Source organism: Mesorhizobium sp. B2-4-7, from assembly GCF_006442685.1.
Lineage (GTDB): Bacteria > Pseudomonadota > Alphaproteobacteria > Rhizobiales > Rhizobiaceae > Mesorhizobium.
In genome coordinates, this window is record NZ_VFVH01000012.1 from 28,831 (window position 1) to 52,711 (window position 23,881).

Annotated in this window: 24 protein-coding genes; 13 read left to right on the top strand and 11 right to left on the bottom strand. The window is 64.8% G+C overall.

Annotation, left to right across the window (positions count from 1 at the left end; translation table 11 throughout):
• The first annotated feature begins 100 nt into the window (after window positions 1-100).
• Both choW and choV read left to right on the top strand, forming a co-directional pair.
• Complete coding sequence (choW, locus tag FJ946_RS25900; protein WP_140567114.1) at window positions 101-955, top strand: choline ABC transporter permease subunit; 855 nt, start codon at window positions 101-103, stop codon at window positions 953-955.
• Complete coding sequence (choV, locus tag FJ946_RS25905; RefSeq protein WP_140496059.1) at window positions 952-2,133, top strand: choline ABC transporter ATP-binding protein; 1,182 nt, start codon at window positions 952-954, stop codon at window positions 2,131-2,133. Before choW ends, choV begins: the two co-directional genes overlap by 4 nt.
• Window positions 2,134-2,148: 15 nt before the next feature.
• Here choV and FJ946_RS25910 read toward each other — a convergent pair whose 3' ends face one another.
• Both FJ946_RS25910 and FJ946_RS25915 read right to left on the bottom strand, forming a co-directional pair.
• Window positions 2,149-3,558 (bottom strand): ATP-binding protein, encoded by a 1,410-nt coding sequence (locus tag FJ946_RS25910; protein ID WP_140567108.1) that lies wholly within the window; start codon window positions 3,556-3,558, stop codon window positions 2,149-2,151.
• Window positions 3,555-4,271, bottom strand: a complete 717-nt coding sequence (locus FJ946_RS25915; RefSeq protein ID WP_140561408.1) for a response regulator transcription factor — start codon at window positions 4,269-4,271, stop codon at window positions 3,555-3,557. Before FJ946_RS25915 ends, FJ946_RS25910 begins: the two co-directional genes overlap by 4 nt.
• Window positions 4,272-4,551: 280 nt before the next feature.
• Between FJ946_RS25915 and FJ946_RS25920 the strand changes: the two genes are divergently transcribed.
• The 4 genes from FJ946_RS25920 (at window position 4,552) to clpS (ending at window position 6,067) form a co-directional block, all read left to right on the top strand.
• Window positions 4,552-4,854 (top strand): hypothetical protein, encoded by a 303-nt coding sequence (locus tag FJ946_RS25920; RefSeq protein ID WP_140567105.1) that lies wholly within the window; start codon window positions 4,552-4,554, stop codon window positions 4,852-4,854.
• Between the two features lie 38 nt (window positions 4,855-4,892).
• Complete coding sequence (locus tag FJ946_RS25925; protein WP_140496055.1) at window positions 4,893-5,126, top strand: hypothetical protein; 234 nt, start codon at window positions 4,893-4,895, stop codon at window positions 5,124-5,126.
• Window positions 5,127-5,337: 211 nt separating this feature from the next.
• Window positions 5,338-5,661: a hypothetical protein gene (locus FJ946_RS25930; RefSeq protein ID WP_140496054.1), complete on the top strand. Its 324-nt coding sequence runs from the start codon at window positions 5,338-5,340 to the stop codon at window positions 5,659-5,661.
• Between the two features lie 100 nt (window positions 5,662-5,761).
• The gene (gene clpS / locus FJ946_RS25935) at window positions 5,762-6,067 is read left to right on the top strand and encodes an ATP-dependent Clp protease adapter ClpS (RefSeq protein ID WP_140496053.1); all 306 of its coding nucleotides are present in this window, start codon (window positions 5,762-5,764) and stop codon (window positions 6,065-6,067) included.
• Between the two features lie 46 nt (window positions 6,068-6,113).
• On the opposite strand, the gene FJ946_RS25940 is transcribed toward clpS, so the two are convergent.
• The 4 genes from FJ946_RS25940 to FJ946_RS25955 form a co-directional block, all read right to left on the bottom strand.
• The gene (locus FJ946_RS25940) at window positions 6,114-8,192 is read right to left on the bottom strand and encodes a hypothetical protein (RefSeq protein ID WP_140567102.1); all 2,079 of its coding nucleotides are present in this window, start codon (window positions 8,190-8,192) and stop codon (window positions 6,114-6,116) included.
• A 63-nt stretch (window positions 8,193-8,255) separates the two neighbouring features.
• Window positions 8,256-11,078, bottom strand: a complete 2,823-nt coding sequence (locus FJ946_RS25945) for a DUF4159 domain-containing protein (RefSeq protein WP_140567100.1) — start codon at window positions 11,076-11,078, stop codon at window positions 8,256-8,258.
• A complete protein-coding gene (locus tag FJ946_RS25950; RefSeq protein WP_140524921.1) occupies window positions 11,075-12,088 on the bottom strand; it encodes a DUF58 domain-containing protein in 1,014 nt (337 codons plus the stop codon). The genes FJ946_RS25945 and FJ946_RS25950 overlap by 4 nt, the downstream gene beginning before the upstream one ends.
• On the bottom strand, window positions 12,088-13,092 hold the full coding sequence (locus tag FJ946_RS25955; RefSeq protein WP_140496049.1) for a MoxR family ATPase: 1,005 nt from the start codon (window positions 13,090-13,092) through the stop codon (window positions 12,088-12,090). The genes FJ946_RS25950 and FJ946_RS25955 overlap by 1 nt, the downstream gene beginning before the upstream one ends.
• Window positions 13,093-13,227: 135 nt before the next feature.
• Between FJ946_RS25955 and FJ946_RS25960 the strand changes: the two genes are divergently transcribed.
• The 3 genes from FJ946_RS25960 to FJ946_RS25970 are packed head-to-tail and all read left to right on the top strand — an operon-like array spanning window position 13,228 to window position 15,765.
• A complete protein-coding gene (locus FJ946_RS25960) occupies window positions 13,228-13,857 on the top strand; it encodes a DUF1285 domain-containing protein (RefSeq protein ID WP_140517010.1) in 630 nt (209 codons plus the stop codon).
• A gap of 13 nt (window positions 13,858-13,870) precedes the next feature.
• Window positions 13,871-14,503, top strand: coding sequence for a CoA pyrophosphatase (locus FJ946_RS25965; RefSeq protein WP_140524963.1), 633 nt, complete (start codon window positions 13,871-13,873; stop codon window positions 14,501-14,503).
• On the top strand, window positions 14,500-15,765 hold the full coding sequence (locus tag FJ946_RS25970; protein ID WP_140567097.1) for a CCA tRNA nucleotidyltransferase: 1,266 nt from the start codon (window positions 14,500-14,502) through the stop codon (window positions 15,763-15,765). Before FJ946_RS25965 ends, FJ946_RS25970 begins: the two co-directional genes overlap by 4 nt.
• A 58-nt stretch (window positions 15,766-15,823) precedes the next feature.
• Here the strand turns inward: FJ946_RS25970 and FJ946_RS25975 are convergent, their stop codons facing one another.
• The 3 genes from FJ946_RS25975 to hemF all read right to left on the bottom strand — a co-directional run bounded on the left by FJ946_RS25975 (window position 15,824) and on the right by hemF (window position 17,709).
• Window positions 15,824-16,009 carry a DUF1059 domain-containing protein gene (locus FJ946_RS25975; RefSeq protein ID WP_140496047.1) on the bottom strand — a complete coding sequence of 62 codons (186 nt, stop codon included), beginning with the start codon at window positions 16,007-16,009 and terminating at the stop codon, window positions 15,824-15,826.
• Window positions 16,010-16,224: 215 nt separating this feature from the next.
• Complete coding sequence (locus tag FJ946_RS25980) at window positions 16,225-16,485, bottom strand: DUF1344 domain-containing protein (RefSeq protein ID WP_140567094.1); 261 nt, start codon at window positions 16,483-16,485, stop codon at window positions 16,225-16,227.
• 309 nt (window positions 16,486-16,794) lie between these two features.
• Window positions 16,795-17,709 (bottom strand): oxygen-dependent coproporphyrinogen oxidase, encoded by a 915-nt coding sequence (gene hemF, locus FJ946_RS25985; protein WP_140556107.1) that lies wholly within the window; start codon window positions 17,707-17,709, stop codon window positions 16,795-16,797.
• Window positions 17,710-17,828: 119 nt separating this feature from the next.
• Here hemF and FJ946_RS25990 point away from each other — a divergent pair, with 119 nt between their 5' ends.
• Complete coding sequence (locus FJ946_RS25990) at window positions 17,829-18,086, top strand: hypothetical protein (protein ID WP_023770299.1); 258 nt, start codon at window positions 17,829-17,831, stop codon at window positions 18,084-18,086.
• A gap of 68 nt (window positions 18,087-18,154) precedes the next feature.
• Here FJ946_RS25990 and soxR read toward each other — a convergent pair whose 3' ends face one another.
• Window positions 18,155-18,625, bottom strand: a complete 471-nt coding sequence (gene soxR / locus FJ946_RS25995; protein ID WP_140567091.1) for a redox-sensitive transcriptional activator SoxR — start codon at window positions 18,623-18,625, stop codon at window positions 18,155-18,157.
• A gap of 150 nt (window positions 18,626-18,775) precedes the next feature.
• Window positions 18,776-19,249: a tRNA (cytidine(34)-2'-O)-methyltransferase gene (locus FJ946_RS26000; protein WP_140496042.1), complete on the bottom strand. Its 474-nt coding sequence runs from the start codon at window positions 19,247-19,249 to the stop codon at window positions 18,776-18,778.
• A 283-nt stretch (window positions 19,250-19,532) separates the two neighbouring features.
• Here FJ946_RS26000 and FJ946_RS26005 point away from each other — a divergent pair, with 283 nt between their 5' ends.
• From FJ946_RS26005 to FJ946_RS26015, 3 genes are read left to right on the top strand one after another with little or no spacing between them, the layout of a single operon-like run.
• Window positions 19,533-20,054, top strand: coding sequence for a hypothetical protein (locus tag FJ946_RS26005; protein ID WP_181173421.1), 522 nt, complete (start codon window positions 19,533-19,535; stop codon window positions 20,052-20,054).
• A 28-nt stretch (window positions 20,055-20,082) separates the two neighbouring features.
• Window positions 20,083-21,984 (top strand): ABC transporter ATP-binding protein, encoded by a 1,902-nt coding sequence (locus FJ946_RS26010; protein WP_140567089.1) that lies wholly within the window; start codon window positions 20,083-20,085, stop codon window positions 21,982-21,984.
• 13 nt (window positions 21,985-21,997) lie between these two features.
• Window positions 21,998-23,881: an ABC transporter ATP-binding protein gene (locus FJ946_RS26015; protein WP_140567086.1), complete on the top strand. Its 1,884-nt coding sequence runs from the start codon at window positions 21,998-22,000 to the stop codon at window positions 23,879-23,881.

The window sequence follows — 23,881 nt, forward strand, 5'->3', positions numbered from 1 at the left end:
CAGCCACTGGAAAAGGCTGCCCTTTTTCATATGCTGTGAGAAGATGACGTGACGACAGCGGACACCGCGGCAAAGCGATGCCGGTAGGAGAGGGGGCAAGATGGATCCGATTTCCAAATTCCTGGTCAGCTACAAGATTCCCATCGGCCCATGGGGCAAGGCGTTCTTCGGGTTTCTCACCGACAATTTCGACACCGTCTTCAGGGCCTTTTCCAACGGCCTGAACTTCATTCTCGACAGCCTGGTCGACCTCCTGCTGGTCGTGCCGCCGGTGCTGCTGGCGCTCATCATCGCCATCATCGCCTGGTTGCTGCAGCGTTCGCGCCCGCTCGCCATCGGCGTCTTCCTCGGCCTGATCTTCATCATCAACCAGAACCTGTGGAAGCAGACGGTGCAGACGCTGGTGCTGGTCGTGGCCGCCGCCGCCATGGCGATGGCCATCGGCGTGCCGCTCGGCATCTGGGCGGCGCACAAGCCGAAGGTCTACCGCTTCATGCTGCCGGTGCTCGACCTGATGCAGACGCTGCCGACCTTCGTCTACCTGATCCCGGTGCTGACTCTGTTCGGCCTTGGCAACGCGCCCGGCCTCATCGTCACCATCATCTTCGTCATCCCGACCGCGGTCCGGCTCACGCATCTCGGCGTCGTCTCCGTGCCCAAATCGATCATCGAGGCCGGCGAGGCGTTCGGCGCCACCAGGAGCCAGCTGCTGTGGAAGGTCGAACTGCCCTCGGCGCTGCCCACCATCATGGCGGGCCTGACCCAGTCGATCATGCTGTCGCTGTCGATGGTGGTGTTCGCAGCGCTGATCGGCGCCGGCGGGCTCGGCACCGAGATCAACCGCGCGCTCGGTTCGCGCCGCATCGATCTCGGCCTCGAGGCCGGGCTCGCCATTGTCGTGCTCGCCATCGTGCTCGACCGCATGACCCGCATTGGCGTTGGAGGCAAGAAATGACCGTCGCCGTCGATTTCAGGAACGTCGATATCGTCTTCGGCGCCGACCAGGCGGGTTCGCTGGCGCTCATCGACAAGGGCGCGACGCGCGCCGAGATCCTCGAGCAGACCGGCAATGTGCTCGGTTGTGCCGGCGCCAGCCTTACCGTGCATGAGGGCGAGATTTCCGTCCTCATGGGTCTGTCCGGCTCGGGCAAGTCGACACTGCTGAGAGCGGTCAATCGCCTGAACGTCGTCTCGCGCGGCCAGGTTCTGGTCAAGGATGGCGACCGCACCGTCGATGTCGTCACCTGCGACGAGGCTACCTTGCGGCGCCTGCGGCAGAAGCAGGTTGCGATGGTGTTCCAGCAGTTCGGCCTGCTGCCGTGGCGGACGGTGGAAGAGAATGTCGGGCTTGGCCTCGAACTTGCCGGCGTGCCGGATGCCGAGCGCAAGGAGCGCGTCCACAGGCAGCTCAAGCTGGTCAATCTCGAGCAGTGGTCGAAGAAATACGCGCATGAGCTTTCGGGTGGCATGCAGCAGCGCGTCGGGTTGGCGCGCGCCTTCGCCACCGAGGCGCCGATCCTTCTGATGGACGAGCCGTTCTCGGCGCTCGACCCGCTGATCCGCACCAAGCTGCAAGACGAGTTGCTGCAGCTGCAGGCCGAACTGAAGAAGACCATCATCTTCGTCAGCCACGACCTCGAGGAAGCGCTGAAGATCGGCAGCCACATCACAATCATGGAGGGCGGACGCATCGTGCAGACCGGCGCGGCGGAGGACATCGTGCTCAAGCCCGCTAACGATTATGTCCGCGACTTCATCGCCAATGTGAATCCGCTGTCGGTGCTCACCGCCTGGAACGTGATGCGCGACCGCCGCGATCTCGAACAGGGCAAGGACGGCTGGGTGTGGCTCGACCGGCGCAAGACGACGCGCTTCAAGATCGACGACCATGGCCTCGTGGCGGCGGCTGAGCGTGACGGCAAGCCGGCGGTATGGGTGTCCTGCGCCGAGGTCGAAGGCCAGCCCGAGGAAGCGGCCCAGGTGTTCTGGGCCAATCCCGGAACGTCGCTGAAGACCGTGATGCTGGCCATGCACCGGTCGCAGACTGCGCCCGTGGCGCTGTTCGATGACCAGTCGCGCTTCGTCGGCGCGATCGGCATCAGGGACGTGCTGAGCGCGGTGCTGCGGCGGTAATCCCTCAGTCGCGTCTCAAGTCGCCAGCGGCAGACGCAGCTCCGTCAGCAGGCCGCCGTCCGGATGGTTGGACAGGCGGATCTCGCCGCCGGCGGCACGCGCGATGTTGCGGGCGATGGTGAGGCCGAGGCCGAGGCCGCCGGTCTGGCGGTTGCGGGACTGTTCCAGGCGCACGAAAGATCCGAACACGGCGTCGATCTGGGCTTGCGGAATGCCCGGCCCTTCGTCGCGTATGGCCAGCGTGATCATGTCGCCCGACCGGTACAGGCAGAGATGCGCCTTCTTGCCGTAGGTGACGGCATTCTGGACAAGGTTGGTGATGCAGCGCTTGAGCGCGACCGGCCGCGCCATGCAGATCAGGCCGCGCGAGCGCGTATCGTCATTGTCGAAGGAGACCTCGGTGTAGCCGTCGGCGATCGATTCCACCAGCGACCAGAAGTCGATGCGCTCGCTCTTTTCCTCGTTCACCTCGAAAGTGGCGAAGTCGATGACCGAACTGGCGATGCTTTCGACATCGGCGAGATCGTGCGCCAGCGCCTCGCGAACCGCCGACTTGCGCAACAGTTCCAGGCGCAGCCGCATCCTGGTCATCGGCGTGCGCAGGTCGTGCGCCAGCGCGGCGGCCAGGTGCTCACGGTCCTCGACATATTCACGCAATCTCGCCTGCATGGCGTTGATCGCCTTGGCGGCGGCGCGCACCTCGCGGCTGCCGCTTTCGGCGATCGGCGGGCTCTTGAGGTCATTGCCGATCCGGTTCACGGCGGTTTCCATCATCCGGTAGGGCGCGGTCAGCCGGCGCAGCGACCAGATCGACATGATCACCACCAGCCCCGCTATCAGCGAATAGAGCGGCAGGCTGTCGAAGCTCAGGATCGGGCCGACCGGCGTGATCGGCTCGGTGAAGTTCAGCCATTGGCCGTCGGCGAAGCGCAGCGAGGCGGTCAGCTTGTCACTCTGGGCGAAATTCGCCGCCAGCACCAGGAGATCGCGTTCCACCTGGCCGACGTCCCTGTTCATGACCTCGCCGCCGGGGCTGTCGGATTCCTGCGTCGCCGGATCGCGCCGGACGCGCGCGTCGGTGACGCCGAACTTCGACAGCCGTCCAACGAGAATGTCTTCCAGCTCGGCGAGTTCATCGTCGCCGGCGATCGACGAGGTGACCGCGGGGGTGTCTGAAACCGTGAGAGCGTAGGTGGCGTTGAACAGGCCGGATGCGGTCGCCTTGCGCTCCTCGGGCGTGGCGGCATGCATCAGCTGCACCAGCGAATAGGCGCGGTCGTTGAGGCGGTAGAGATCGACCACGTCATTGGCGGCCGCGCGGTCGCGCGACACGATGTAGAGCGTCGCGACCTGACTGATCAACAGGCCGGCAATGACGATCAGCAGCACCCACACAGGCAGGGTCTGCGGCAGGAAACGTCTCATTCGGAAGTCGTTTCGGGGAGGAACTGATAGCCGCCGCTGCGCACCGTCAGGATCAGCTTGGGCGTCTTGGGGTCATCTTCCATCTTGCGCCGCAGCCGGCTGACCAGGATGTCGATGCTGCGGTCGAAGGAATAATCGCTATCGCCGCCGGAGAGTTCGATGAGCTGGTCGCGGGTCAGCACGCGCTGTGCGCTCTTGACGAAGGTCTGCAACAGATTGAACTCCGCCATGGTCAGTTCGACCCTGACATCGTCGGGCGCGGTCAGCCGGCGCCGCGAACAATCCATCGTCCAGCCGGCGAAGCGGTAGATCTGCTTCGATGTGACGCGTTTGGGCTCGGGGGCACCGTTGCGCCGCAGCACGGCGCGTATGCGGGCCAGCAATTCGCGGGGGTCGAAAGGTTTGGGCACATAGTCGTCGGCGCCCATCTCGAGGCCAACCACGCGGTCTGTCGTCTCGGTGACGGCGGTCAACATGATGATCGGCGTCGAATACTGGGCCCGGATGTCACGGCACAGTTCCAGCCCGCTCCTGCCGGGCAGCATGACGTCGAGCACGATGAGATCGACCTGTGCACGGCGCAGGATCGTTTCCATCTCGGTGCCGTCGGCGGCAACCGATGTGTGCAGGCCGCGCTTCTGGAAGAACTCCTGCAGCAGGTCGCGAATGCCCTTGTCGTCGTCGACGATCAGTATGTGTGCGTCGGATTTCACGGGGATCCTGTCTTCGTTGACCTGCCAAGCCGGCAGGCGGCCACCCACACGATAGAATTCGGGCCATATGTTGGCCAGTGCCTTGGATTTCAAGGCAAGGTAAATCTGGCAATCTCCACACCGAATGCGCTGGAGGCCTCCCGCCGGGGCGCACAGACACAATCCAGAAACAAAATTCTATAATCGGGAAAAACTCCTGAAAAACTAGGCCGGCATAACGGTGCCGTGGCGGTCAGGTCATTTGGCCGCGACGCAAGTCTCCGGGTTCACGGATTAACCGATGCCAAGGTTGTCGATCAGTTTGTTGGGTGCGTTGATGGGCATTTCGCTCGTCACAGCCGCTGCTGGACAATCGGATGCAAAAGTGACGCCCACCACCCGGACCGAGCGGTGTGCCAATCTCAGCCACCAATTCGATGAAGCCCTCGAAACCCATGCCACGGCAACGCAGGTCACCGCGGCAAAGGCACTTCAGAGAAAGGGCAACCGGTACTGCGCCGCCAAGAGACAGGCACAGGGTATCCGGATGCTCGCCAACGCTTTGAAGTTGCTGGGGGTGACACCGAACGACCCGGTTCAGTGACACTCGAAACCCGACCCGCATGAAAAGGAAATGAAGCCATGAAAAAGTCCATCCTCTCCGCCACCGGTCTCGCCGTTGCTCTCGCCTTCGCCATGCCGGCTCTCGGCAACGCCGCTGCCACCACGACCGCCGCTCCGGCTGCTTCCTCGACGACCACCGCTCCGGCGACCACGACCGCCAAGCCTCCGGTGAAGAAGGTCGTTGCCAAGAAGCACAAGAAGGCGAAGAAGACTGTCAAGAAGACCGACAAGAAGGTCGCTCCGAAGGCTTAATCCAGGTCGGGCACACTGCCTGCCTTATGACAAGGCCGCTCCAGTCGCGTTTTGCTGGAGCGGCCTTCTTCCTGTCCGAAAAAGCCGAAGGCCGTGTATCGGCAGTGAAGCGAACGGACAGGTCCGAACGATGTGGCCGAAGCCGGCGCCGGCGGCTTTGTCTCGATCGGCCTTAACCCGATTGCAAGGCCGGCGCCGTAGGACAATCCGCATGAAGAGGCGGCTTTCGTCCATTCTGCGCTCGATCGTGTTCGGCAGCCTGGTCGCCACCGGCGCCGCCCGGCTTATGATCCTGTTCACCGCCAGTCCCGTGCCGGATCCGGCCAGCGGCCGCACCGAGCCGTCACTGTTCGCGCCTGTGATTTCCACCGACTGGGATTACATCACGCCCGCGCAGACCTGGCTGCTCATCGCACTTGCCAGCGTGACGCTGATCTGCGTCGTCGCCTGGCCGGTCGCATCCTGGATGGAACGCCGGTCGGATGCTGCCGGAAACTTGCCCTCCCGGAGCGGCTTCGGCCGCCAGGGCCGTTGAACCGCGGGCCGCACTTCCCACATAGCTCTGTGATTGGACGCTCGCTTTCGCCCGTGCGAAAATAGGGGCGTAGCCGAGGCTCGCGCAATTGCCGGTTCCCATGCCTGAAATCACGACAAAACCCCGTACGCAGACCCTACCCAAGACTGAGCGGCCGAAGCTCTACAAGGTCATCCTGCTCAATGACGATTTCACGCCGCGTGAATTCGTGGTGACGGTGCTGAAGGGCGAGTTCAAGCTCAGCGAAGACCAGGCGCATCGGGTGATGATCACGGCGCATCGGCGCGGCGTCTGCGTCGTCGCCGTCTTCACCAAGGACGTCGCCGAGACAAAGGCGACACGGGCCACCGACGCCGGCAAGGCCAAGGGCTATCCGCTAATGTTCACGACGGAGCCGGAGGAGTAGAGCAGGTTTCTTACCTTCTCCCACAAGGGGAGGAGGGAAAATGCTCCTATCGTCCCTCGCGGTACCACATCGAACCCATCGCCAGCAGCAGCAGGCCGAGGCCGAGGAAGCCGCTGAACAGCGGCACGCGCGAGACCGCCTTGAGTACGCTGTCGTCGGTGGTGCGCAGGCCGATCCAGTCGGCGCCGGACGCTTCGCCCGAGGACCGTATGGGGACGATCGAGGGCAAGGTCACGTCGCCGCCTCCAAGGGTCGATCCCGCAAGCCTGCGAACGCTGCCGCCGGTGGCTTCGGCGGGAGCCTTCAGCCGGTCCTGCGTGGAAACGACGTCGGCGAATTCGGGTGCGTTGACCGGCCCGACATGGGCGAGCGCGGTAAGGTCGCCATTGCCGACCTGGTAAAGGCCGATCTCGGAGGTCTGGGCGCTGCCCAGGAAGACACCGGGTTCGGATTTCTCGAGCTTGACGGTGATGGTCTTGCCGGAGGGCGTGATGATCTGGGCCGGGCCGGGGTCGTCGGCCATGGTCTGGCGGCGAATTTCCAGCACCATGCCGCGCCCGTCGGCGGTCAGCCGTTCCTCCTCGAGTTCTGGCTCCTTCATCAGCCAGTGGGCGATTCGGCGGTAGAGCTGGACATGCGGGCCGCCGCCTTCGAAGCCGCGCGCCCACAGCCAGCCCTGGTCGGACAGAAGCATGCCGACGCGACCTTCTCCCTTGCGGTCGAGCAGGAGCAGCGGCCGGTTGTCGGCTCCCTTCATCACCACCTCGCCTTCGGGATTCTGCACACCGATGGTGCGGAACCAGCGGCTCCAGTGCGGCGGCTCGCTGGCAGAGCCGTCGAGACCGCGCGTCACCGGATGGCGCTGGCCGATGTCGGTGAGGCGAGGATAGAACGCCTTGTCGACGACCTCGCCGGTCGGCATCGCCGGCAGCGCCGACATCAGCGGCGTACGCGCGATCGAGCTTTCACCGGCATATTCGGGTCCGGCCGCAATCAGCAGCGCGCCGCCCTTTTCGACATATTCGGAGATGTAGTCGTAATAGAGGATCGGCAGCACGTCGCGGTGCTGGTAGCGGTCGAAGATGATCAGGTCGAAATCCTTGATCTTCTCGACGAACAGTTCCCGCGTCGGGAAGGCGATCAGCGACAATTCATTGATCGGCGTGCCGTCCTGCTTCTCCGGTGGCCGCAGGATGGTAAAATGGACGAGATCGACCGAGGCGTCGGATTTCAACAGATTGCGCCAGGTGCGCTCGCCCGCATGCGGCTCGCCGGAGACGAGCAGCACGCGCAGGTTCTCGCGAATGCCGTCGACCAGCGCGATGGCGCGGTTGTTGGTGTCGGTGAGCTCGCCCGGCTCGCGATCGATGGCGAGTTCGATGATGTTGCGCCCGGCGCTGGGAATGGTCACGTGCAGCGGCATGGCCTGGCCGACGGTGGCATGCTCGACCGCGACCTGCTCGCCATTGACCGAAACGCGCACATCGACCGGCCCGGTCTCGTTGCTGGTTGAAATGACGCGATAGGTCATATCGAGCGGCTTGCCGACGAGGGCGAAGCGGGGCGCGTTCTCGAAACGTATGCGGCGATCCTTCTCGTGGTCGTTGCCGGTGATCAAGGCGTGCAGCGGGGCATTGAAATCAGGCGCGCCGGCGGGTGCGTCATGCACTTCGCCATCGGTGATCATGACGGCGCCGCCGATGCGCGAGGGCGGCACGTCGCGGAAGGCGTTTTCGAGCGCGCCGAACAGCCGCGTTTCCGTGCGTTCCTCGGCGGCTTCCGACTTGCCGGCCTCGACGACGCGGACGTCGAACTGCTTGAAGCGGCCGAGGCGCTGCTCAAGCCCGGCCAGCGCCTCGTCGGTCTGTTTGGTCCGTTCACCGATGTCCTGGCTCTGGCTGCGGTCGACGATCAGGGCAACCACGCTTTGCTGCGGCTCGCGCTCCTCGTTGAGGAACACCGGATTGAAGAGAGCGGCGGCGAGCGCCAGCAATGCGACGAGGCGCAGGACCGCGCCGCGCTGGCGAAACCACAGGCCGACGGCCGCGAGCAGGGCCAGCGGCACCAGCACCAGGGCCAGCAGCGGCCAGGAGATCAGCGGTTCGAAGGAGATCGACCAGTTCACGTCTTACCCTCCCCCTTGCAGGGAGGGCCGATCCGCGGGGCGGGCGCAAGAAGGAGCGTCATCTTACTGGCCCAACCGTTCAAGCAATATGGGCACGTGCACCTGGTCGGATTTGTAGTTGCCGGTCAGCATGTACATCATGATGTTGACCCCGGCGCGCAGCGCATAGATGCGCTGCATCGGATCGTTGGGCACGGTCGGCAGCAGCGGGTCGCCATTCTCGTCGACGGCCCAGGCGCCAGCAAAATCATTGGCGGTGATCATGATCGGCGAGACGCCGTCACCGGTACGCACCGGCCGGTTTTCGGCATTGCTGGCGTCGAGCGATGCCTCGACCCAGAGCGGGCTGCCGGCGAAGCGGCCAGGGAATTCGGGCAGGATGAAGAAGGATTTGGTCAGAACATGATCCGACGGCACCGGCTCCAGCGGCGGCACGTTGAGGTTGCCGAGGATGTCGCGCAGCCGCTCGGTGGCGGGGCTGGTCGAGTCGGCGCCGATGCCGTTGGCGAACTGGTCGCGCGTGTCGAACAGCACGGTGCCGCCCTGCTGCATATAGGCATCGATACGGGCAATCGCGGCCTGGCTGGGCATGGCTGCGGCCGGATCGATCGGCCAATAGATGAGGGGAAAGAACGAAAGCTCGTCCTTGGAGATGTCGACGCCGGCCGGCGCGCCCGGCTCGAGCGCGGTCTTCTCGATGAGGAAGCGGGTCAGGCCCTCGAGCCCGGCGCGACTGATCGAATCGTCGCCGGGCACGCCGGTCAGCACATAGGCGATCCGGGTCTTGGAGATGTCCTCTATCGCGGCGGTGTCGCCAGGCTTGGCATCGTCGGCGCGCGCGGGGCCGACATGGCCGAACAGCGCGCCGAGCCCGATCAGAATGGCCGCCATGGTGGTTACGGCCGCAGCGCGGCGCGGCCTGCGCGTCAACAGGCCGCCCATCCAGAACACCGCCAGCGTATCGAGCACCATCAGCGCCAGCGCAGCGGCCACCAGCGCGCCCTTCAAATTACGCGATTCGTCAAAGGCATACTGAATTGTGGTGACCGGGACAGTGATTTGCGGGCGCGCCAGCGGCGCAAGCGTGCTTGTCGCATCGAGCAGATTGTGGGCGAAAACGCCGGCCTCCGAGCCATAGAGGCCGGGCGGGTTCTCGAAGGTCACCGGCAGAGCGCCGGCGCCCGGCACCAGCGGGCGCGCATCCGGCGTCGGCGGCACCAGCATTCCGTCGGCCGCTATCATGCGGTAGGGCGCCAGCGAGGTGGCGGCGGCTTCGGCATTGGCGATGGCGGCCCCCTGGTTGCGCGACAGCTGCACGATGCGGCGCAGCATCTCGACGAAGCTGCCGGAGATCGGCAGGTTCGACCAGGTCGCTTCGGGCGTGACGTGGAACAGCACGAGCGTGCCCTTGCCCTTCTTCAGCCCGGTGACCAGCGGCGTACCGTCGGCAAGCGCTGCCCAGGTGCGCTCGACGATATCGGGCGTCGGTTCGGCCAGCACCTGCCTGGAAACGGTCACCTCGGTCGGCGGCGCCAGATCGGCGAAGGGGCCAGCCTTGGGGAATTCGGTGACCGGCTGCGGCGTGGTCCATGACAGTGCGCCGCCGAGCGAGCGTTCGCCGGTGCGCAGACGCACCGGCAGAAGGTCGTCGTCATTGCCGGCGGCGGCCAGCCGCGACCCGGCGAAACGCACCAGCGTGCCGCCCTTTTCAACCCAGTCGACTAGCCTTGGCCTGATCTGTGCGGGAATGGTGCCGATATCGGCCATGACGATCATCGCCGGCTTCTGGTCGAGGATCTGCGGAATGGCGTCGGCCAGGTCGGCGCTGGAAGGTTCGACCAGGTCGGCGAAGGGCTGCAGCGCGCGCCTGATGTAGTAGAGCGGCGACAGCAGCGGCTGCGCCTGGTCGGCCTCGGCCTGCGACAGGAGTCCGACGCGGCGGCGCTTGGAGCTTTCGTCCAGCACGCGCACCGCGCCCGCCTGACGCTCGCCATCGAGCGCGATCGAAGCGAAATCATTGCGCAGCTCGAACGGCACCGCCATGGTGCCGGTGGCGGTGGATTGGCCGGGTGCGAAAGTCAGCGTCGCATCGGCGATGCGGCGGCCCTTGTCGTCGAAGGCGCCGGCGGTGACTTGCGCCGGGGCCGCATCGCCGGGCGGCCGGATGGCGGTGAGGGCAAAACCGTCGACCTCGTTCTCGGCGCCCGTCAGGCCGGTCAGCGGCATCCGGTCGGCGACGGCCCACACGACCCGGGCAGCGTTTTTGGACAGAAGCGTGTTGAAGGCGGCCTCGTCGCCCTTCGCCGCCAGGCCGTCGGCCAGCACGGCGACGCTGGCGCCCGGCAGGCGCTCCAGGGCGGCTGCGACGCGCGCGTAGACCGCCGGTCGGTCGGTCGGGATCGGCCGGGGCTTTGCCGCGCGCAGGCGGTCGAGCGCCGCGGCCGCATCGAAGGGGCCGATCTCGGCATTGGGTTTTTCGGCGGTGAAGGCGATGATGATCGGCACGCCGTTCGAACCGGCGTCGGCGATCAGCCGCTCGGCGGTTGCGATGCGCTTGTTCCAGTCGGCGGCGCTTGCCCAGCCATTGTCGACGACCAGCGCCAGGGCCGCGCCCTCGGCCGGCAGTTTCTCGCGCGGATTGAAGACCGGTTCGGCAAGGGCGGCGACCATGAGCGCCGCCATCAGCAGCCTGAGCAGCGTCAGCCACCAGGGGCTCTGCTGCGGGGTTTCCTCGCGCTTCAGCACGCGCGCCAGGATCTTCAGCGGCGGAAACACCTCGGTCTGCGGCCTGGGCGGGGTCAGCCTGAGCAGCCACCAGATCACCGGCAGCGCCAAAAGACCCCACAGCAGCATGGGCGCGCCAAAGGAAAGCGGCAGCCAGCTCATGCGACGGCCTTTCCTGGCTGATCGCCACTAGCGATCATGCCGCCGCGATCGCCAGCGATCGGCCTGGGCTGATCGCCACCAGCGATCATGCCGGCGCGGCCAACAGCGGTCAGCCCGGGCTGACCGCCATCGGTCATCGCCATGTGCAGGCGTACCAGGGCGTCGGAAGCCAGCCGATCGGTGTGGTTGACGGTGAAGCTCCAGCCGAGCCGCTTGCACCAGCTGGCCAGTTCCTGGCGTCGGGCGCCATAGAGCAGGCGATACTCATCGGCCAGCATCTCGGCGCGGCCGGCGGTCAGCTTCTCGCCGCTCTCCGGGTCGGTGAATTCGGTGCGGCCGGCATAGGGGAATGTCTCCTCGGCCGGGTCGGCGACCTCGATCAGATGCGCGCGCACGCCATGGCGGGCGAGCACGTCGAGCCAGGCCATGGTTTCCTCGACCGGGTCGAGGAAATCACTGGCGATGACGATGTCGCAGAAGCGGCGGATGCCGGAGAGATCGGGCTTGGCCGGCAAGTCGCCGGCATGCATGAGCTGGGCGGCGATGCGCTCGGCGCCGTTGCGGGCGGTGAACGGATCGGTAAGGCCGGGCCAGGCGATGCGCTCACCGCTACGGGACAGCAGCTCGGCCATGGCCAGCGCCAGCACCAGGCCGCGCGATTGCTTGGAAACGGCGGCACCGGTCGATTTGTAGAGCATGGACGGCGAGGGGTCGGCCCACAGCCACACCGTATGGGCCGCTTCCCATTCGCGGTCGCGCACATAGGTGTGGTCGTCGCGGGCCGAGCGGCGCCAGTCGATGCGCGAGGAATCGCCTTCGACATAGGGCCGGAACTGCCAGAAATTCTCGCCGATGCCGCGCTTGCGGCGGCCATGCCAGCCGGCGATCACGGTGTTGACGATGCGGCGCGCCTCGACCAGCAAGTCGGGCACGAGCGAAGCCCGCAACCGGCCGCGGGCGAGCGCGTCGCGCGTCGCTGCCGGAGCCTGGAGCTCGCCGATGCGCGCCATCAAATCCCTTTCACGAGCTTGGCCACCACATCGCGCACGCTGGTGCCTTCGGCGCGGGCGGCGAAGGTCAGCGCCATGCGGTGCTGGAGCACCGGCTCGGCCAGAGCCCGCACATCGTCGACCGACGGCGCCAGCCGCCCATCATAGAGCGCGCGCGCCCTCGTGCACAGCATCAGTGCCTGGCTGGCGCGGGGACCCGGGCCCCAGGCGACATGCCTGTCGGTTTCGGCGTTGCCCTGGCCGGGGCGCGCCGAGCGCACCAGGGCCAGGATTGCCTCGACCACGCTTTCAGGCACCGGCATGCGGCGGATCAGCGTCTGGATATCCCTCAGCCGCGCCGGCTGCAGCACATTCTGTGCCTTCGCGTCCTCGACCCCAGTGGTTTCCAAAAGGATGCGGCGCTCGGCCTCGAGTTCGGGATAGAGGATGTCGACCTGCATCAGGAAACGGTCGAGCTGTGCCTCGGGCAGCGGATAGGTGCCTTCCTGTTCCAGCGGGTTTTGCGTCGCGAGCACATGGAAAGGCGAGGGCAGGTCGTGGCGGGCACCGGCAATGGTGACGTGATACTCCTGCATGGCCTGCAGCAGCGCCGACTGGGTGCGCGGCGAGGCGCGGTTGATCTCGTCGGCCATCAGCAACTGCGCGAAGATCGGCCCGGAAATGAAGCGGAAGGAGCGCTTGCCGAATTCGTCCTGCTCCATCACCTCGGAGCCGAGAATGTCCGAGGGCATCAGGTCGGGGGTGAATTGGATGCGGCGCGAATCGAGGCCGAGCACGATGCCCAGCGTCTCGACCAGCTTGGTCTTGGCGAGGCCCGGCACGCCGACCAGCAGCGCGTGGCCGCCGGCCAGAAGCGCCACCAGAGCGCGTTCGACGACACTTTCCTGGCCGAAGATGATGCGACCGACCCCGTCGCGGACCCTAGAAATGTCGGCCAGCGCCTTCTCGGCCTCGGCGATCATGTCTTTTTCGCTGATCGGGCTTTCCTTGACCATCACGCTCATGCAGCATCGATCCTTGTGGTTGGAAATACCAGCTTGACGCAGAATGCCGCGATTCGGCTCCGTCTGGCGCCTGCCTTCAAATTTAAATCACAGAGTTAGGCTGACAAGCGCAACAACAGTGACTATTTCGTGACGATGGCAGAGGGCTCCGAACAAAGACAGCAAAGCCTGGCGGCCGCGACCGAGGCGCGCGGCCTCGAGGCGCTGATCTCGCGTGCGGCCCGCGCCGGCAAGGGGCCGGCCCCGGTGGAGCGCTGGAATCCCGACTTCTGCGGCGATTTGGATATGGAAATCAAGGCTGACGGCACCTGGTTCTATCTCGGCACGCCGATCGGCCGCATGCCGCTGGTACAGCTTTTTTCCTCGGTGCTGCGCAAGGACGCGGACGGCAGGACCTATCTGGTGACGCCGGTGGAAAAGGTCGGCATCCGCGTCGCCGACGCACCCTTCATCGCCGTCGAGATGGATGTCTCGGGCAGCGGCGAGGGCCAGATCATCACGTTCCGCACCAATGTCGGCGACGTCGTCGAGGCCGGACCGGAGCGGCCGCTGCGCTTCGTCGACGAGCACGAGACCGGCGGGCTGAAGCCTTATGTGCTGGTGCGCGGGCGGCTGGAGGCGCTGGTGGCGCGGCCGGTGATGTACGAACTGGTCGAGCATGGCGAGGAGATCGAGATCGGCGGCAGGTTGATGTTTGCCGTTCGTTCGAAAGGCCAGGCCTATCCGATCATGCCGGCCGACAGGCTGAGGCAGCTGAGCGCGTGACGGACAGTTCATGATGGACCAGGTGACGCCGACGCCCTTTTCCATTGCCGATTTGCGCGCGCGCTTTGCCGCGCAGCCGCAGGCGCATGCCGGCGACGACTATGGCGATCATCGCTTCAATCCAGGCCATCCGCGCCTCCACCGGGCGAAACCGCTGCGCGAAGCGGCGGTGCTGATCCCGATCGTCGATCACCAGGACGATGCCACGGTTCTTTTGACCAAGCGGGCCGAGACGCTGCGCAACCATTCCGGGCAGGTGGCCTTTCCCGGCGGGACGATCGATCCGACCGACGCCAGTCCGGAAGCGGCGGCGCTGCGCGAGGCTTTCGAGGAAATCGGCCTTGGCCGGGACCATATCGAGGTCATCGGCCGCATGCCCGATTATGTCGCGGGCAGCGGTTACAGGATCGCGCCGGTGCTGGGCATCGTGCGGCCGCCTTTCCAGTTGACACTCAATGCCGAGGAGGTCGACTTGGCCTTCGAAGTGCCGCTGCGCTTCCTCATGGATCCGGCCAACCACATCAGGGACAGCCGCATTTGGAACGATCTCGAATGGTTCTTCTACGATATGCCCTATGGCGACCGGCGCATCTGGGGCGTCACCGCCGGCATCATCCGCACGCTCTATGAAAGGCTCTATGGGTGAAGGTCTCGATCGCTGACAGGGCCGACTGGCTCGGCGACAAGCATCTGCAGCGCCTGCTTGCCATTCTGGCGAGCGGCGGCGAGGCAGCGCGGGTCGCCGGCGGCGCGGTGCGTAACACGCTGATCGGCCAGCCCGTCGCCGACATCGACATCGCCACCACCTGCCTACCGCAGGAGACAATCCGCCGCGCCGAGGCGGCGAGGTTCAAGACGGTTCCGACCGGCATCGAGCACGGCACGATCACCGTGATTGCCGGCGGCAAGCCTTATGAAATCACCACGCTGCGCGCGGATATCGAGACCGACGGCCGCCGCGCCAAGGTGTCGTTCGGGCGAGACTGGAAGCTTGATGCCGAACGGCGCGACTTCACCATCAATGCGCTCTACGCGGAAGCCGACGGCACGGTCGTCGATCTGGTCGGCGGCGTCGCCGACATAGAGGGGCGCCGGCTGCGCTTCATCGGCGATCCGGAAGCGCGTATCCGCGAGGACTATCTGCGTATCCTGCGCTTTTTCCGCTTCTTCGCCTGGTATGGCGAAGGCCGGCCGGACGCCGAGGGGCTGAAGGCTTGCGCCCGGCTGAAGGGAGGGCTCGTGCAGCTCTCGGCCGAGCGCGTCTGGTCCGAACTCAAGAAACTGTTGTCGGCGGCCGATCCGTCCCGCGCGCTGTTGTGGATGCGGCAGGCGAGCGTTTTGACCAGCGTGCTGCCGGAAAGCGAGAAATGGGGCATCGACGCGATCCACGGCCTGGCCAGAGCCGAGAAGGATCTGGGCTGGACCGCGGACCCGCTGCTCAGGCTGGAGGCGATCGTGCCGCCGGATGCGGCGCGCATGAAGACGCTGGTCGAGCGGCTGAGACTGTCGACGGCGGAAGCAAACCGTTTGCGCGACTGGGCGCTTACGCCGGGGATCGCGCCGAAAACGACCGAAGGCGAACTGGCCAAGACGCTCTACCGCGGCGACCGGCAGGGGGTCGTCGACCGGCTTCGCCTGTCACTCGCAGCGGCACGGGTGCGCGCGGTGGACCAGACCGATGCGCTCATCGAGGCAGGCGGCTTTTCCCGACTTCTCGCCTTCGCATTGAGATGGGAAAGGCCCGTGTTTCCGCTCAAGGGCGCCGATCTGACGGCGATCGGGGGGATGCCCGGGCCAAAACTCGGCGCGATCCTCAGGAATCTCGAAGCGGAATGGGTCGATGCCGGGTTTGGGCCCGATCGCGACGCGCTGCTCAAGCGCGCCGCGCAGGCCCTGAAGGCCGGATAAAGCATCAGTCAACGCAATCCGGGCGGAAATCGCCGCGATTTCCGGAACTTGCTCCAAATCAGGCCGCGTCGCGGACCTTCTCGATGCGCGAGCGGATCGCTTCGATCATCGTTTCGCGGATGATCGTCTCGCCATGCGTCTCGCGCATATGTTCGACGGCACGGCGCATGACCTCGGCTTCCTCCTCGGCGCGCGTGTGCCATTCACAACCTGGAACGAGCGAGCCGCAGTGGAATTCCTTCATGGGATTTCTCCTTTTCCTCCATGGAGTCCGGTCGACCGTCCTGCAAAAGGCGGCAGGGACTCCGCATCTTCTTGGCGCGTTGTCCGACCTTGAGACTGGTTGGACCACGAGCGGGTGAAACCATAACACAGATGGGGTGGCATTGATTGCCGTCAACGACAAAAAGGCGGAGCAGCGCTGCTCCGCCCTCTTACGCCAGCCCTATGGGCAGGTCATCACTTCATGATCTTGACTGCCTCGGCAACCTTATCCTTGCCGCTCATGTCCCATGAAACTCTGACCTTCTCGCCGACCTTCAGGCCAGGATCCTTGAAGGTCCGGGGAAGCGTAAAAGACGATCCATTGTCGAGAACCAGGCTTTTGGACGCCGTATCAAAGGTCTTGATCGTGCCGGTGGTGTGCTTGACGGCGGCGAATGCCACCGAACCGGAAGCAAGAATGGCAGCCGCTGCGGCCGAAACAATGATCTTGCGCATTGCGAAGTACTCCTGGAAAGCGCGGGCACCCTTTTGGCAGAGGTGTCCCGCATCGTCCTGGGCCGTCCGGTTGCGTCGAGTCGCGATCCGCTTCGTTCTGACGCAATTCCGAACGGAGAACCGCTCTGCACTCCTGGAATTGCGCAGGCGAACCGCCGGCGCTTCCCGACCCGTCCCGACAAATAGCCTAGTCTTTTCCGATGCCTATTAGACGAAAAAGAAACTTTGCGACGGCTCCCGCGCCACATTCGGTGCCCATTTCGCAGCGAATGGGACATCAATGCGGCTCACGGCGCGCTCACCATCTTTTTACGGCCAGCGAGCCTCCGGCGGCAGGCTGGAGAGGATCGAGGCGACGTTTCCGCCGGTTTTCAGGCCGAAGATGGTGCCGCGATCGTGAAGCAGGTTGAACTCGACGTAACGGCCGCGACGGATGAGCTGTTCGTCGCGGTCGCCATCGGTCCAGTTCTCGTTAAAATTACCCCGCACCAGATGGCCGTAGACCACGAGAAAAGCGCGCCCGACATCCTGGACGAAGTTGAAATCGGCATTCCAGCCGCCTTTGTCCTCGCCCGAATGCAGCCAGTCGAAAAAGATGCCGCCGGTGCCGCGCGGCTCGTTGCGATGCGGAAGGAAGAAATACTCGTCGCACCAGGCCTTGAATTTCGCATGGTCGGCGATGCCGGCGTTCTTCTCGCAGGCGAACTGCATGGCGCGGTGGAAGGCCATTGTGTCAGGGTCGTCCTGTGTGCGGCGTCGGTCGAGCACCGGGGTGAGGTCGGCGCCGCCGCCGAACCAGTGGCGCGAGGTGACGACCATGCGCGTATTCATGTGCACGGCCGGAACGTTGGGGTTCCAAGGGTGCGCGATCAGCGAAATGCCGGATGCCCAGAAGCGCGGGTCCTCCTCGGCGCCGGGCATCTGCTTCCTGAATTCGGGCGAGAATTCGCCGTAAACCGTCGAGGTGTGGACGCCAACCTTCTCGAAGACTCGGCCGTGCATCATCGACATGGTTCCGCCACCGCCCTTGCCGGAGTCACGCTCCCACGGCGTCCTTTCGAACCGGCCCGGCGACCATGAAGCGAGCGGGCCCTGGAGATCCTGCTCGATCTGCTCGAAGGCGCCGCAGATGCGTTCTCGCAGCGCCTCGAACCACAGCCGTGCCTTCATCTTCTTTTCTTCGATGTCGGCGGGCAGGCCAACCGGTATTTCAGGTCGTTCCAAGTGCTGTCTCCGGTTTCGGGGCGGCCGGCCCCTACAAATGACTCGTCTTTTGCCGGCGCGATCCCTAATCTCTTAGGGGAAAGGGTCAAGTCTGATCTGATCGGAGCAAGGAGACCTTCGTGCGCACCCCGGCAAGACCGCCGTTGGATGGCCTGAAGAAAAGGCTCGATCAAAGCCGGGCTGAACGCGCGCGCATGCCGCGCGACGGATTTTTGCGCGAAACCTTCGTCCTGCCGCGTTCGGACGCTCGCCTCAAGGCAAAGGAATGGTTCGAGCGCTTCCCCAAGCAGGCTTACTGGACCGAGATCGAAAGCTGGTTCGAACGGCCGGGCGATTTGATCGAATTCACCATAAGGCGCCTGCCGGCGGCGGATTAGAATTCCTCGCCCTGTTTACGGGGACAACCCAATACAGGCGTCGCCCCTTGTATCCGCCTTCACTACGCTCAGGCACCTTCTCTCCGTGAACCGAGAGAAGGAAGAACCAGCCTTCTCGCCCCTGTTCCTTCCCTGGCCAGCCGGTCATCCTTGTTGCGGAGCGGACATTTGTCGATCGACATGCAGCCGCAGCCGATGCAGTCGGTCAGCCCGTCGCGCAATTTCTTCAATTGACCGATCTTGCGGTCGAGCCCGTCGCGCCAGGCGGTCGACAGCAGGCTCCAGTCGTCGCGCGTCGGGGTGCGGCCCTCGGGCAGGGATTGAAGCGCCGTCGCTATCTCGGCCAGCGAAATGCCGACCTCCTGCGCGATCTTGATGATGGCCACGCGCCTTAGTACGTCGCGGCCGTAGCGGCGCTGGTTGCCTGCCGTGCGGTGGCTGCGGATCAGGCCGCGAGCTTCGTAGAAATGCAGCGCCGACACCGCGACACCGCTGCGCGCGGCCACTTGGCCAACCGTTAATTCCGCTGCTGGCGCCATCTCGCACTTTTCCGCTTGACCTCAAGTTAAGTTGAGCTTGTAGCGAAGAAGCCATCGACATGCAAACGACAGGAGATGGCGATGTGCGCCTGGGTGAGAATGACGGGCGAGGGCCGTGTCGCGGGCGCCGGCGGGACCGTGGCCGCCGCTTCAGCGGATGGCATTCTGGCCCAGTTGTCGCGTGGCTTCGCCGGCCACCATGGCGGCGGAGAGCGCCACATTGATGCTGCGCGCGCCGGCCTGCATCGGGATCGTCAGCCGCGCGTCCGCCGCCTGATGGACCGGATCCGGCACGCCTGCGGATTCACGGCCGAACAAAAGGATATCGCCAGTGGCGAAGTTGAAGCTGGTGTATGGGGTCGCGGCCTTGGTCGACAGCAGCACCAGCCGGCGCGCGCGGGCCTTGCGCCACTCCTCGAAGGCGTGCCAGTCGACATGCCGGGTCAGGGCAGCCATTTCGAGGTAATCCATGCCGGCGCGCCTGAGCGCTTTATCGGAGAGCGGAAAGCCGGCCGGTTCGATGATGTCGACGCCGATCCCGAGGCAGGCGGCGAAGCGCAGGATTGTGCCGGTGTTGCCGGCGATGTCAGGCTGGTAGAGGGCGATGCGGAGACGGTCGTTCATTTCCGCATCCTTCTATTAAGTGGCAAATCGGCCACAGCGGCTTCGCGGTTTTGGAAATTGCTGGACCTGCGGGTGGCCATTTTCTGCGAAGTCGGGTATACAGCGTACATTGTCAACCCGAACCGAAGGAGGGGTAATTCATGATGGCCATGCACATCCAGCACCCTCTCCGTGGGCCTACATGCCCGCTGGCGGTTTCGGTACGACGGTTCTCCTGATCTCTTAGACGCTTCCGCACCGATTTCCGCCGAAACCATTCCCTGGTCTTCGAAGGAATCCTGCGATGTTTTTCAAGCTGCCGAAGGGGCCGATGGCCCCGCCCCAACGCGTCTCGACTGATCAGCTGCCGATCCCGCGGCAGGACGTCGAACACCCTTTTTTTCTCTATTTTCGCACGGAGGACGGACCGATGTTCGATCCCTACAGAATACCGGGCTCGAGGAGCCTGCATATCCACCGGCTGCCGACCTGGGCGCTGCTGATCGGCGAAACCTATTCGTCGGCGGTCCACGCCGAGGTTCGCCGGCGTCCGCATCGCGGCATGCTGCCGGATGTCGATTTCTCGCGCGCGGTTCCCGACCCGAGCCGGCCCTCGTTGGTGCGCCGTCTCATCCGGGCGATCCGGCCGGGCGCGAAGATCCGCCTTGTCGACACCGCACCGTCAGGATCAACAAAAGAGCCTGTCGGCGAAAAGCCCGCGAACCCCTATATAGCGCGAAGCAGGGCCGACGGTCCGGATGATTCCGGACCGTCGGCCCTCGGCGCCATGCGGTCCGAGGACTTCGCACGTTCACGCGCCGCGTGAGCGGAAACAGATTTCATGAGCATGACCTATGTTGTTGTTTAGCTGGTTTGAAAAAAGGCTCGATCCGTTCCCGGGCGCGGAGCCGGTCGAGCCGCCCAAGACGCTGGTTGCCTTCTGCCTGCATTACACGCGCGGCGCATGGCCCTATATCCTGGTCGATGCGGTGCTGGTGGCGGCAATCGCCATCGCGGAAGTGTGGATGTTCGGCTTCCTCGGCCGCATCGTCGACTGGCTTTCGGCGCAGAACCGCGAAACCTTCCTGCAGACGGAGGGCTGGAAGCTCGCCAGCATGGCCTTCATCGTGCTGTTCGCGCTGCCTGGCACGGTATGGCTGCATTCGCTGCTCAACCAGCAGACGCTGATGGGCAACTATCCCATGCGTATCCGCTGGCAGGTGCATCGCTATCTGCTCAAGCAGTCGATGAGCTTCTACCAGGACGAATTCGCCGGCCGCATCGCCACCAAGCTGATGCAGACGGCGCTCGCCGTGCGCGAATGCGTGATCAAGGTGATCGACGTCCTGAACTACGTCATCGTCTATTTCCTCGGCATGCTGCTCATCGTCGGCTCGGCCGACTGGCGGCTGGCCGCACCGCTCGGCGTGTGGATGGTCGGCTACATCCTTCTGCTGCGCTATTTCATTCCTCGGCTGGGCAAGGTCGGCGAGGAACAGGCCAATGCGCGCTCGGTCATGACCGGCCGCGTTGTCGACAGCTACTCCAACATCCAGACGGTCAAACTGTTCAGCCATGCCCGCCGCGAGGCCTCCTTCGCCAAGGAGGGCATGATGGGCTTCCTCGACACGGTCTACCGGTCGATGCGGCTGGTGACGGTGCTGTTCGGCTCGCTCTACATCCTGAATGCGCTTCTCCTGTTCTCGGTTACCGCCATCTCGTTGTGGCTGTGGCTGGGCCAGGCGGTGACGATCGGCGCGGTCGCCGTGGTCATCGGCCTGGTTCTGCGGATGTGGGGCATGTCGCAGTGGATCATGTGGGAAATGTCGGGCCTGTTCGAGAATATCGGCACGGTGCAGGACGGCATCGCCTCGATTTCGCTGCCGCGCCTTGTCGAGGACAGGCCCGGTGCGAAGGAGATCACGGTCTCCAAAGGCGAGATACGCTTCGAGGACATCCGCTTCCACTATGGCAAGCAGAAGGGCGTCATCGAGAACCTGTCGCTGGCGGTGAAGCCGGGCGAGAAGGTCGGCATTGTCGGCCGCTCCGGCGCCGGCAAGTCGACGCTGGTCAATCTTCTGCTGCGGTTCTACGACCTCGAAGCCGGCCGTATCCTGATCGACGACCAGGAGATCGCGGCGGTGAAACAGGATTCGCTGCGCGCCCAGATCGGCATGGTCACGCAGGACACCTCGTTGCTGCATCGTTCGGTGCGCGAAAACATCCTCTATGGCCGGCCCGACGCCAGCGACGACATGCTTGTCGAGGCTGCGCGGCGCGCCGAGGCGCTGGACTTCATCGCCGGGCTTTCGGACCATAGCGGCCGCAAGGGACTCGACGCCTATGTCGGCGACCGCGGCGTCAAACTGTCCGGCGGCCAGCGGCAACGCATCGCCATCGCTCGCGTTATGTTGAAGGACGCGCCCATACTTATCCTTGACGAGGCGACGTCGGCGCTGGATTCCGAGGCGGAAGCGGCCATCCAGGAGAACCTCTACAAGCTCATGCAAGGCAAGACCGTCATCGCCATCGCCCACCGGCTGTCGACCATCGCGGCGATGGACAGGCTTGTGGTGATGGACCAGGGCCGCGTCATCGAGGAAGGTTCGCACGAGGAACTGGTGGCCAAGGGCGGGCTCTACGCGCAGCTCTGGCAGCGCCAGTCGGGCGGTTTCCTGCTCGATGAAGGCCCGATCAATGTTGCAAACGACATTGTTGCCAATGACGTTGGCGCAAAGGGACAAGCCGCTGAATGATGGCCGCCGCCGCATGATGACAGCCGTCTATCGCTGGTTCGAGAACTGGGTCTATCCGTTCAGGGAGCCCACGAATCTTCGGCCGCCGTCCGGCGTCGCCGGCTTTCTCTGGCACTATGTCGGCCAGGCCAAGTTCGCCTTCTTCGCCATGCTGGTCATCGGCGGCATCGCGCCGCTGGTCGAGGCCGGGCTGTTCTACTTTGTCGGGCGGCTGGTCGACATCCTTGACCAGCTTCCCGGCGAACGCAGCTGGCATGCGCTGTGGACGGCCGCCGGGCCGGAACTTGTGTTCATGATCGTCGTGGTGCTGGTCGTCCGCACCATCGTCGTCGGCCTGTCGGCCCTGGTCGACGAGCAGACGATCACGCCCGGCTTCTACAATCTGGTGCGCTGGCAGGCGCACCGGCACGTGTCGCGCCAGTCCTACTCCTTCTTCCAGAACGATTTCGCCGGCCGCATCGCGACAAAAGTCTGGCAGGCTGGGCAAGCGACCGGCGACCTGATGGAAAGCTTCATCGAGGTCGTCTGGTTCATGATCGTCTATACGGTGACGACGCTGGCGCTGGTCGCGGGGCTCGATATCAGGCTCGCAGTGCTGGTGCTGATCTGGATCGCCGCCTTCGCCTGGCTGGCCAGGCTCTATCTGCCGGCAATCCGCAAACATGCCGAGGCGACCGCCGAGGCGGGGTCGATGATCACCGGCCGCATCGTCGATTCCTACTCCAACGTGCAGACGTTGAAACTGTTCTCCGCCGATGGCGACGACCGCTACATCAGGAGCGGCTTCGACATCTATCTCGACGCGTTGCGCCCGTTCACGCGCCGGCTGACCGGCGTGCGCATGGCGCTGACGACGCTGTCGGGCATCATGATCACGGCGATCGGCTGCTTTGCCGTCTATCTCTGGGTCGAGGGCTCGATTACCGTCGGCGCGGTCGCCTTCACGCTGTCGCTGGTGCTGCGGCTCAACATGCTGCTTGGCCGGCTGATGATGCAGCTCAACAGCATCCTGCGCAATCTCGGTGTGCTGGAGAATTCCAAGGCGCTGATCTCGCAGCCGCTCGGTCTGGTCGACGCACCCGACGCCCGGGAACTGTTCGTGGCCGGCGGGCGCATCGAGGTGAAGAATGTCGAGTTCCACTACGGCAAGGGGTTCGGCGTGCTCAACGGCATCGATCTCGTGGTGCGGCCGGGCGAAAAGGTCGGGCTGGTCGGGCCGTCCGGCGCCGGCAAGACCACGCTCGCCAACCTTATCCTGCGGCTGTACGAACTCGAAGGCGGAAAGATCGCCATCGACGGCCAGGATGTCTCGCAGGTGACGCAAAATTCGCTGCGCGCCAATATCGGCGTCGTCAGTCAGGACACAGCGCTTTTCCACCGTTCGCTGCGCGACAATATCAAACTCGGCATGCCCGACGCCACCGACGCGCAGGTGATCGCGGCGGCCAGGAAAGCCGAGGCGCATGATTTCATCCTGACCTTGCGCGACAATCGCGACCGACAGGGCTACGAGGCCTATGTGGGCGAGCGCGGCGTCAAACTGTCGGGCGGCCAGCGCCAGCGCGTGGCGATCGCGCGTGTCTTCCTCAAGGATGCACCGATCCTGATATTGGACGAGGCGACCTCGGCACTCGATTCCGACATCGAGGCGGCGATCCAGGAAAACCTGACGCGGCTGATGGAAGGCAAGACGGTCATAGCCATCGCCCACCGGCTGTCGACGATCGCCGCGCTTGACCGCCTCGTCGTGCTCGACGGCGGCCGCATTGTCGAACAAGGCACGCATGACGAACTGGTGGCGCTCGACGGGCTCTACGCGCGGCTGTGGAAGCGTCAGTCCGGCGGCTTCCTCTATCATGAGGAAGCCGTGCTGGAAGAGACGCGGCCGGCGGAGTAG

Excerpts from the sequence above, each read along its gene's own strand:
- choW (WP_140567114.1), top strand. The coding sequence starts at position 101 with ATGGATCCGATTTCCAAATTCCTGGTCAGCTACAAGATTCCCATCGGC.
- choV (WP_140496059.1), top strand. The coding sequence starts at position 952 with ATGACCGTCGCCGTCGATTTCAGGAACGTCGATATCGTCTTCGGCGCC.
- FJ946_RS25910 (WP_140567108.1), bottom strand. The coding sequence starts at position 3,558 with ATGAGACGTTTCCTGCCGCAGACCCTGCCTGTGTGGGTGCTGCTGATC.
- FJ946_RS25920 (WP_140567105.1), top strand. The coding sequence starts at position 4,552 with ATGCCAAGGTTGTCGATCAGTTTGTTGGGTGCGTTGATGGGCATTTCG.
- FJ946_RS25925 (WP_140496055.1), top strand. The coding sequence starts at position 4,893 with ATGAAAAAGTCCATCCTCTCCGCCACCGGTCTCGCCGTTGCTCTCGCC.
- FJ946_RS25930 (WP_140496054.1), top strand. The coding sequence starts at position 5,338 with ATGAAGAGGCGGCTTTCGTCCATTCTGCGCTCGATCGTGTTCGGCAGC.
- clpS (WP_140496053.1), top strand. The coding sequence starts at position 5,762 with ATGCCTGAAATCACGACAAAACCCCGTACGCAGACCCTACCCAAGACT.
- FJ946_RS25945 (WP_140567100.1), bottom strand. The coding sequence starts at position 11,078 with ATGAGCTGGCTGCCGCTTTCCTTTGGCGCGCCCATGCTGCTGTGGGGT.
- FJ946_RS25950 (WP_140524921.1), bottom strand. The coding sequence starts at position 12,088 with ATGGCGCGCATCGGCGAGCTCCAGGCTCCGGCAGCGACGCGCGACGCG.
- FJ946_RS25955 (WP_140496049.1), bottom strand. The coding sequence starts at position 13,092 with ATGAGCGTGATGGTCAAGGAAAGCCCGATCAGCGAAAAAGACATGATC.
- FJ946_RS25960 (WP_140517010.1), top strand. The coding sequence starts at position 13,228 with ATGGCAGAGGGCTCCGAACAAAGACAGCAAAGCCTGGCGGCCGCGACC.
- FJ946_RS25965 (WP_140524963.1), top strand. The coding sequence starts at position 13,871 with ATGGACCAGGTGACGCCGACGCCCTTTTCCATTGCCGATTTGCGCGCG.
- FJ946_RS25975 (WP_140496047.1), bottom strand. The coding sequence starts at position 16,009 with ATGAAGGAATTCCACTGCGGCTCGCTCGTTCCAGGTTGTGAATGGCAC.
- FJ946_RS25980 (WP_140567094.1), bottom strand. The coding sequence starts at position 16,485 with ATGCGCAAGATCATTGTTTCGGCCGCAGCGGCTGCCATTCTTGCTTCC.
- soxR (WP_140567091.1), bottom strand. The coding sequence starts at position 18,625 with ATGGCGCCAGCAGCGGAATTAACGGTTGGCCAAGTGGCCGCGCGCAGC.
- FJ946_RS26000 (WP_140496042.1), bottom strand. The coding sequence starts at position 19,249 with ATGAACGACCGTCTCCGCATCGCCCTCTACCAGCCTGACATCGCCGGC.
- FJ946_RS26005 (WP_181173421.1), top strand. The coding sequence starts at position 19,533 with ATGTTTTTCAAGCTGCCGAAGGGGCCGATGGCCCCGCCCCAACGCGTC.
- FJ946_RS26010 (WP_140567089.1), top strand. The coding sequence starts at position 20,083 with ATGTTGTTGTTTAGCTGGTTTGAAAAAAGGCTCGATCCGTTCCCGGGC.
- FJ946_RS26015 (WP_140567086.1), top strand. The coding sequence starts at position 21,998 with ATGATGACAGCCGTCTATCGCTGGTTCGAGAACTGGGTCTATCCGTTC.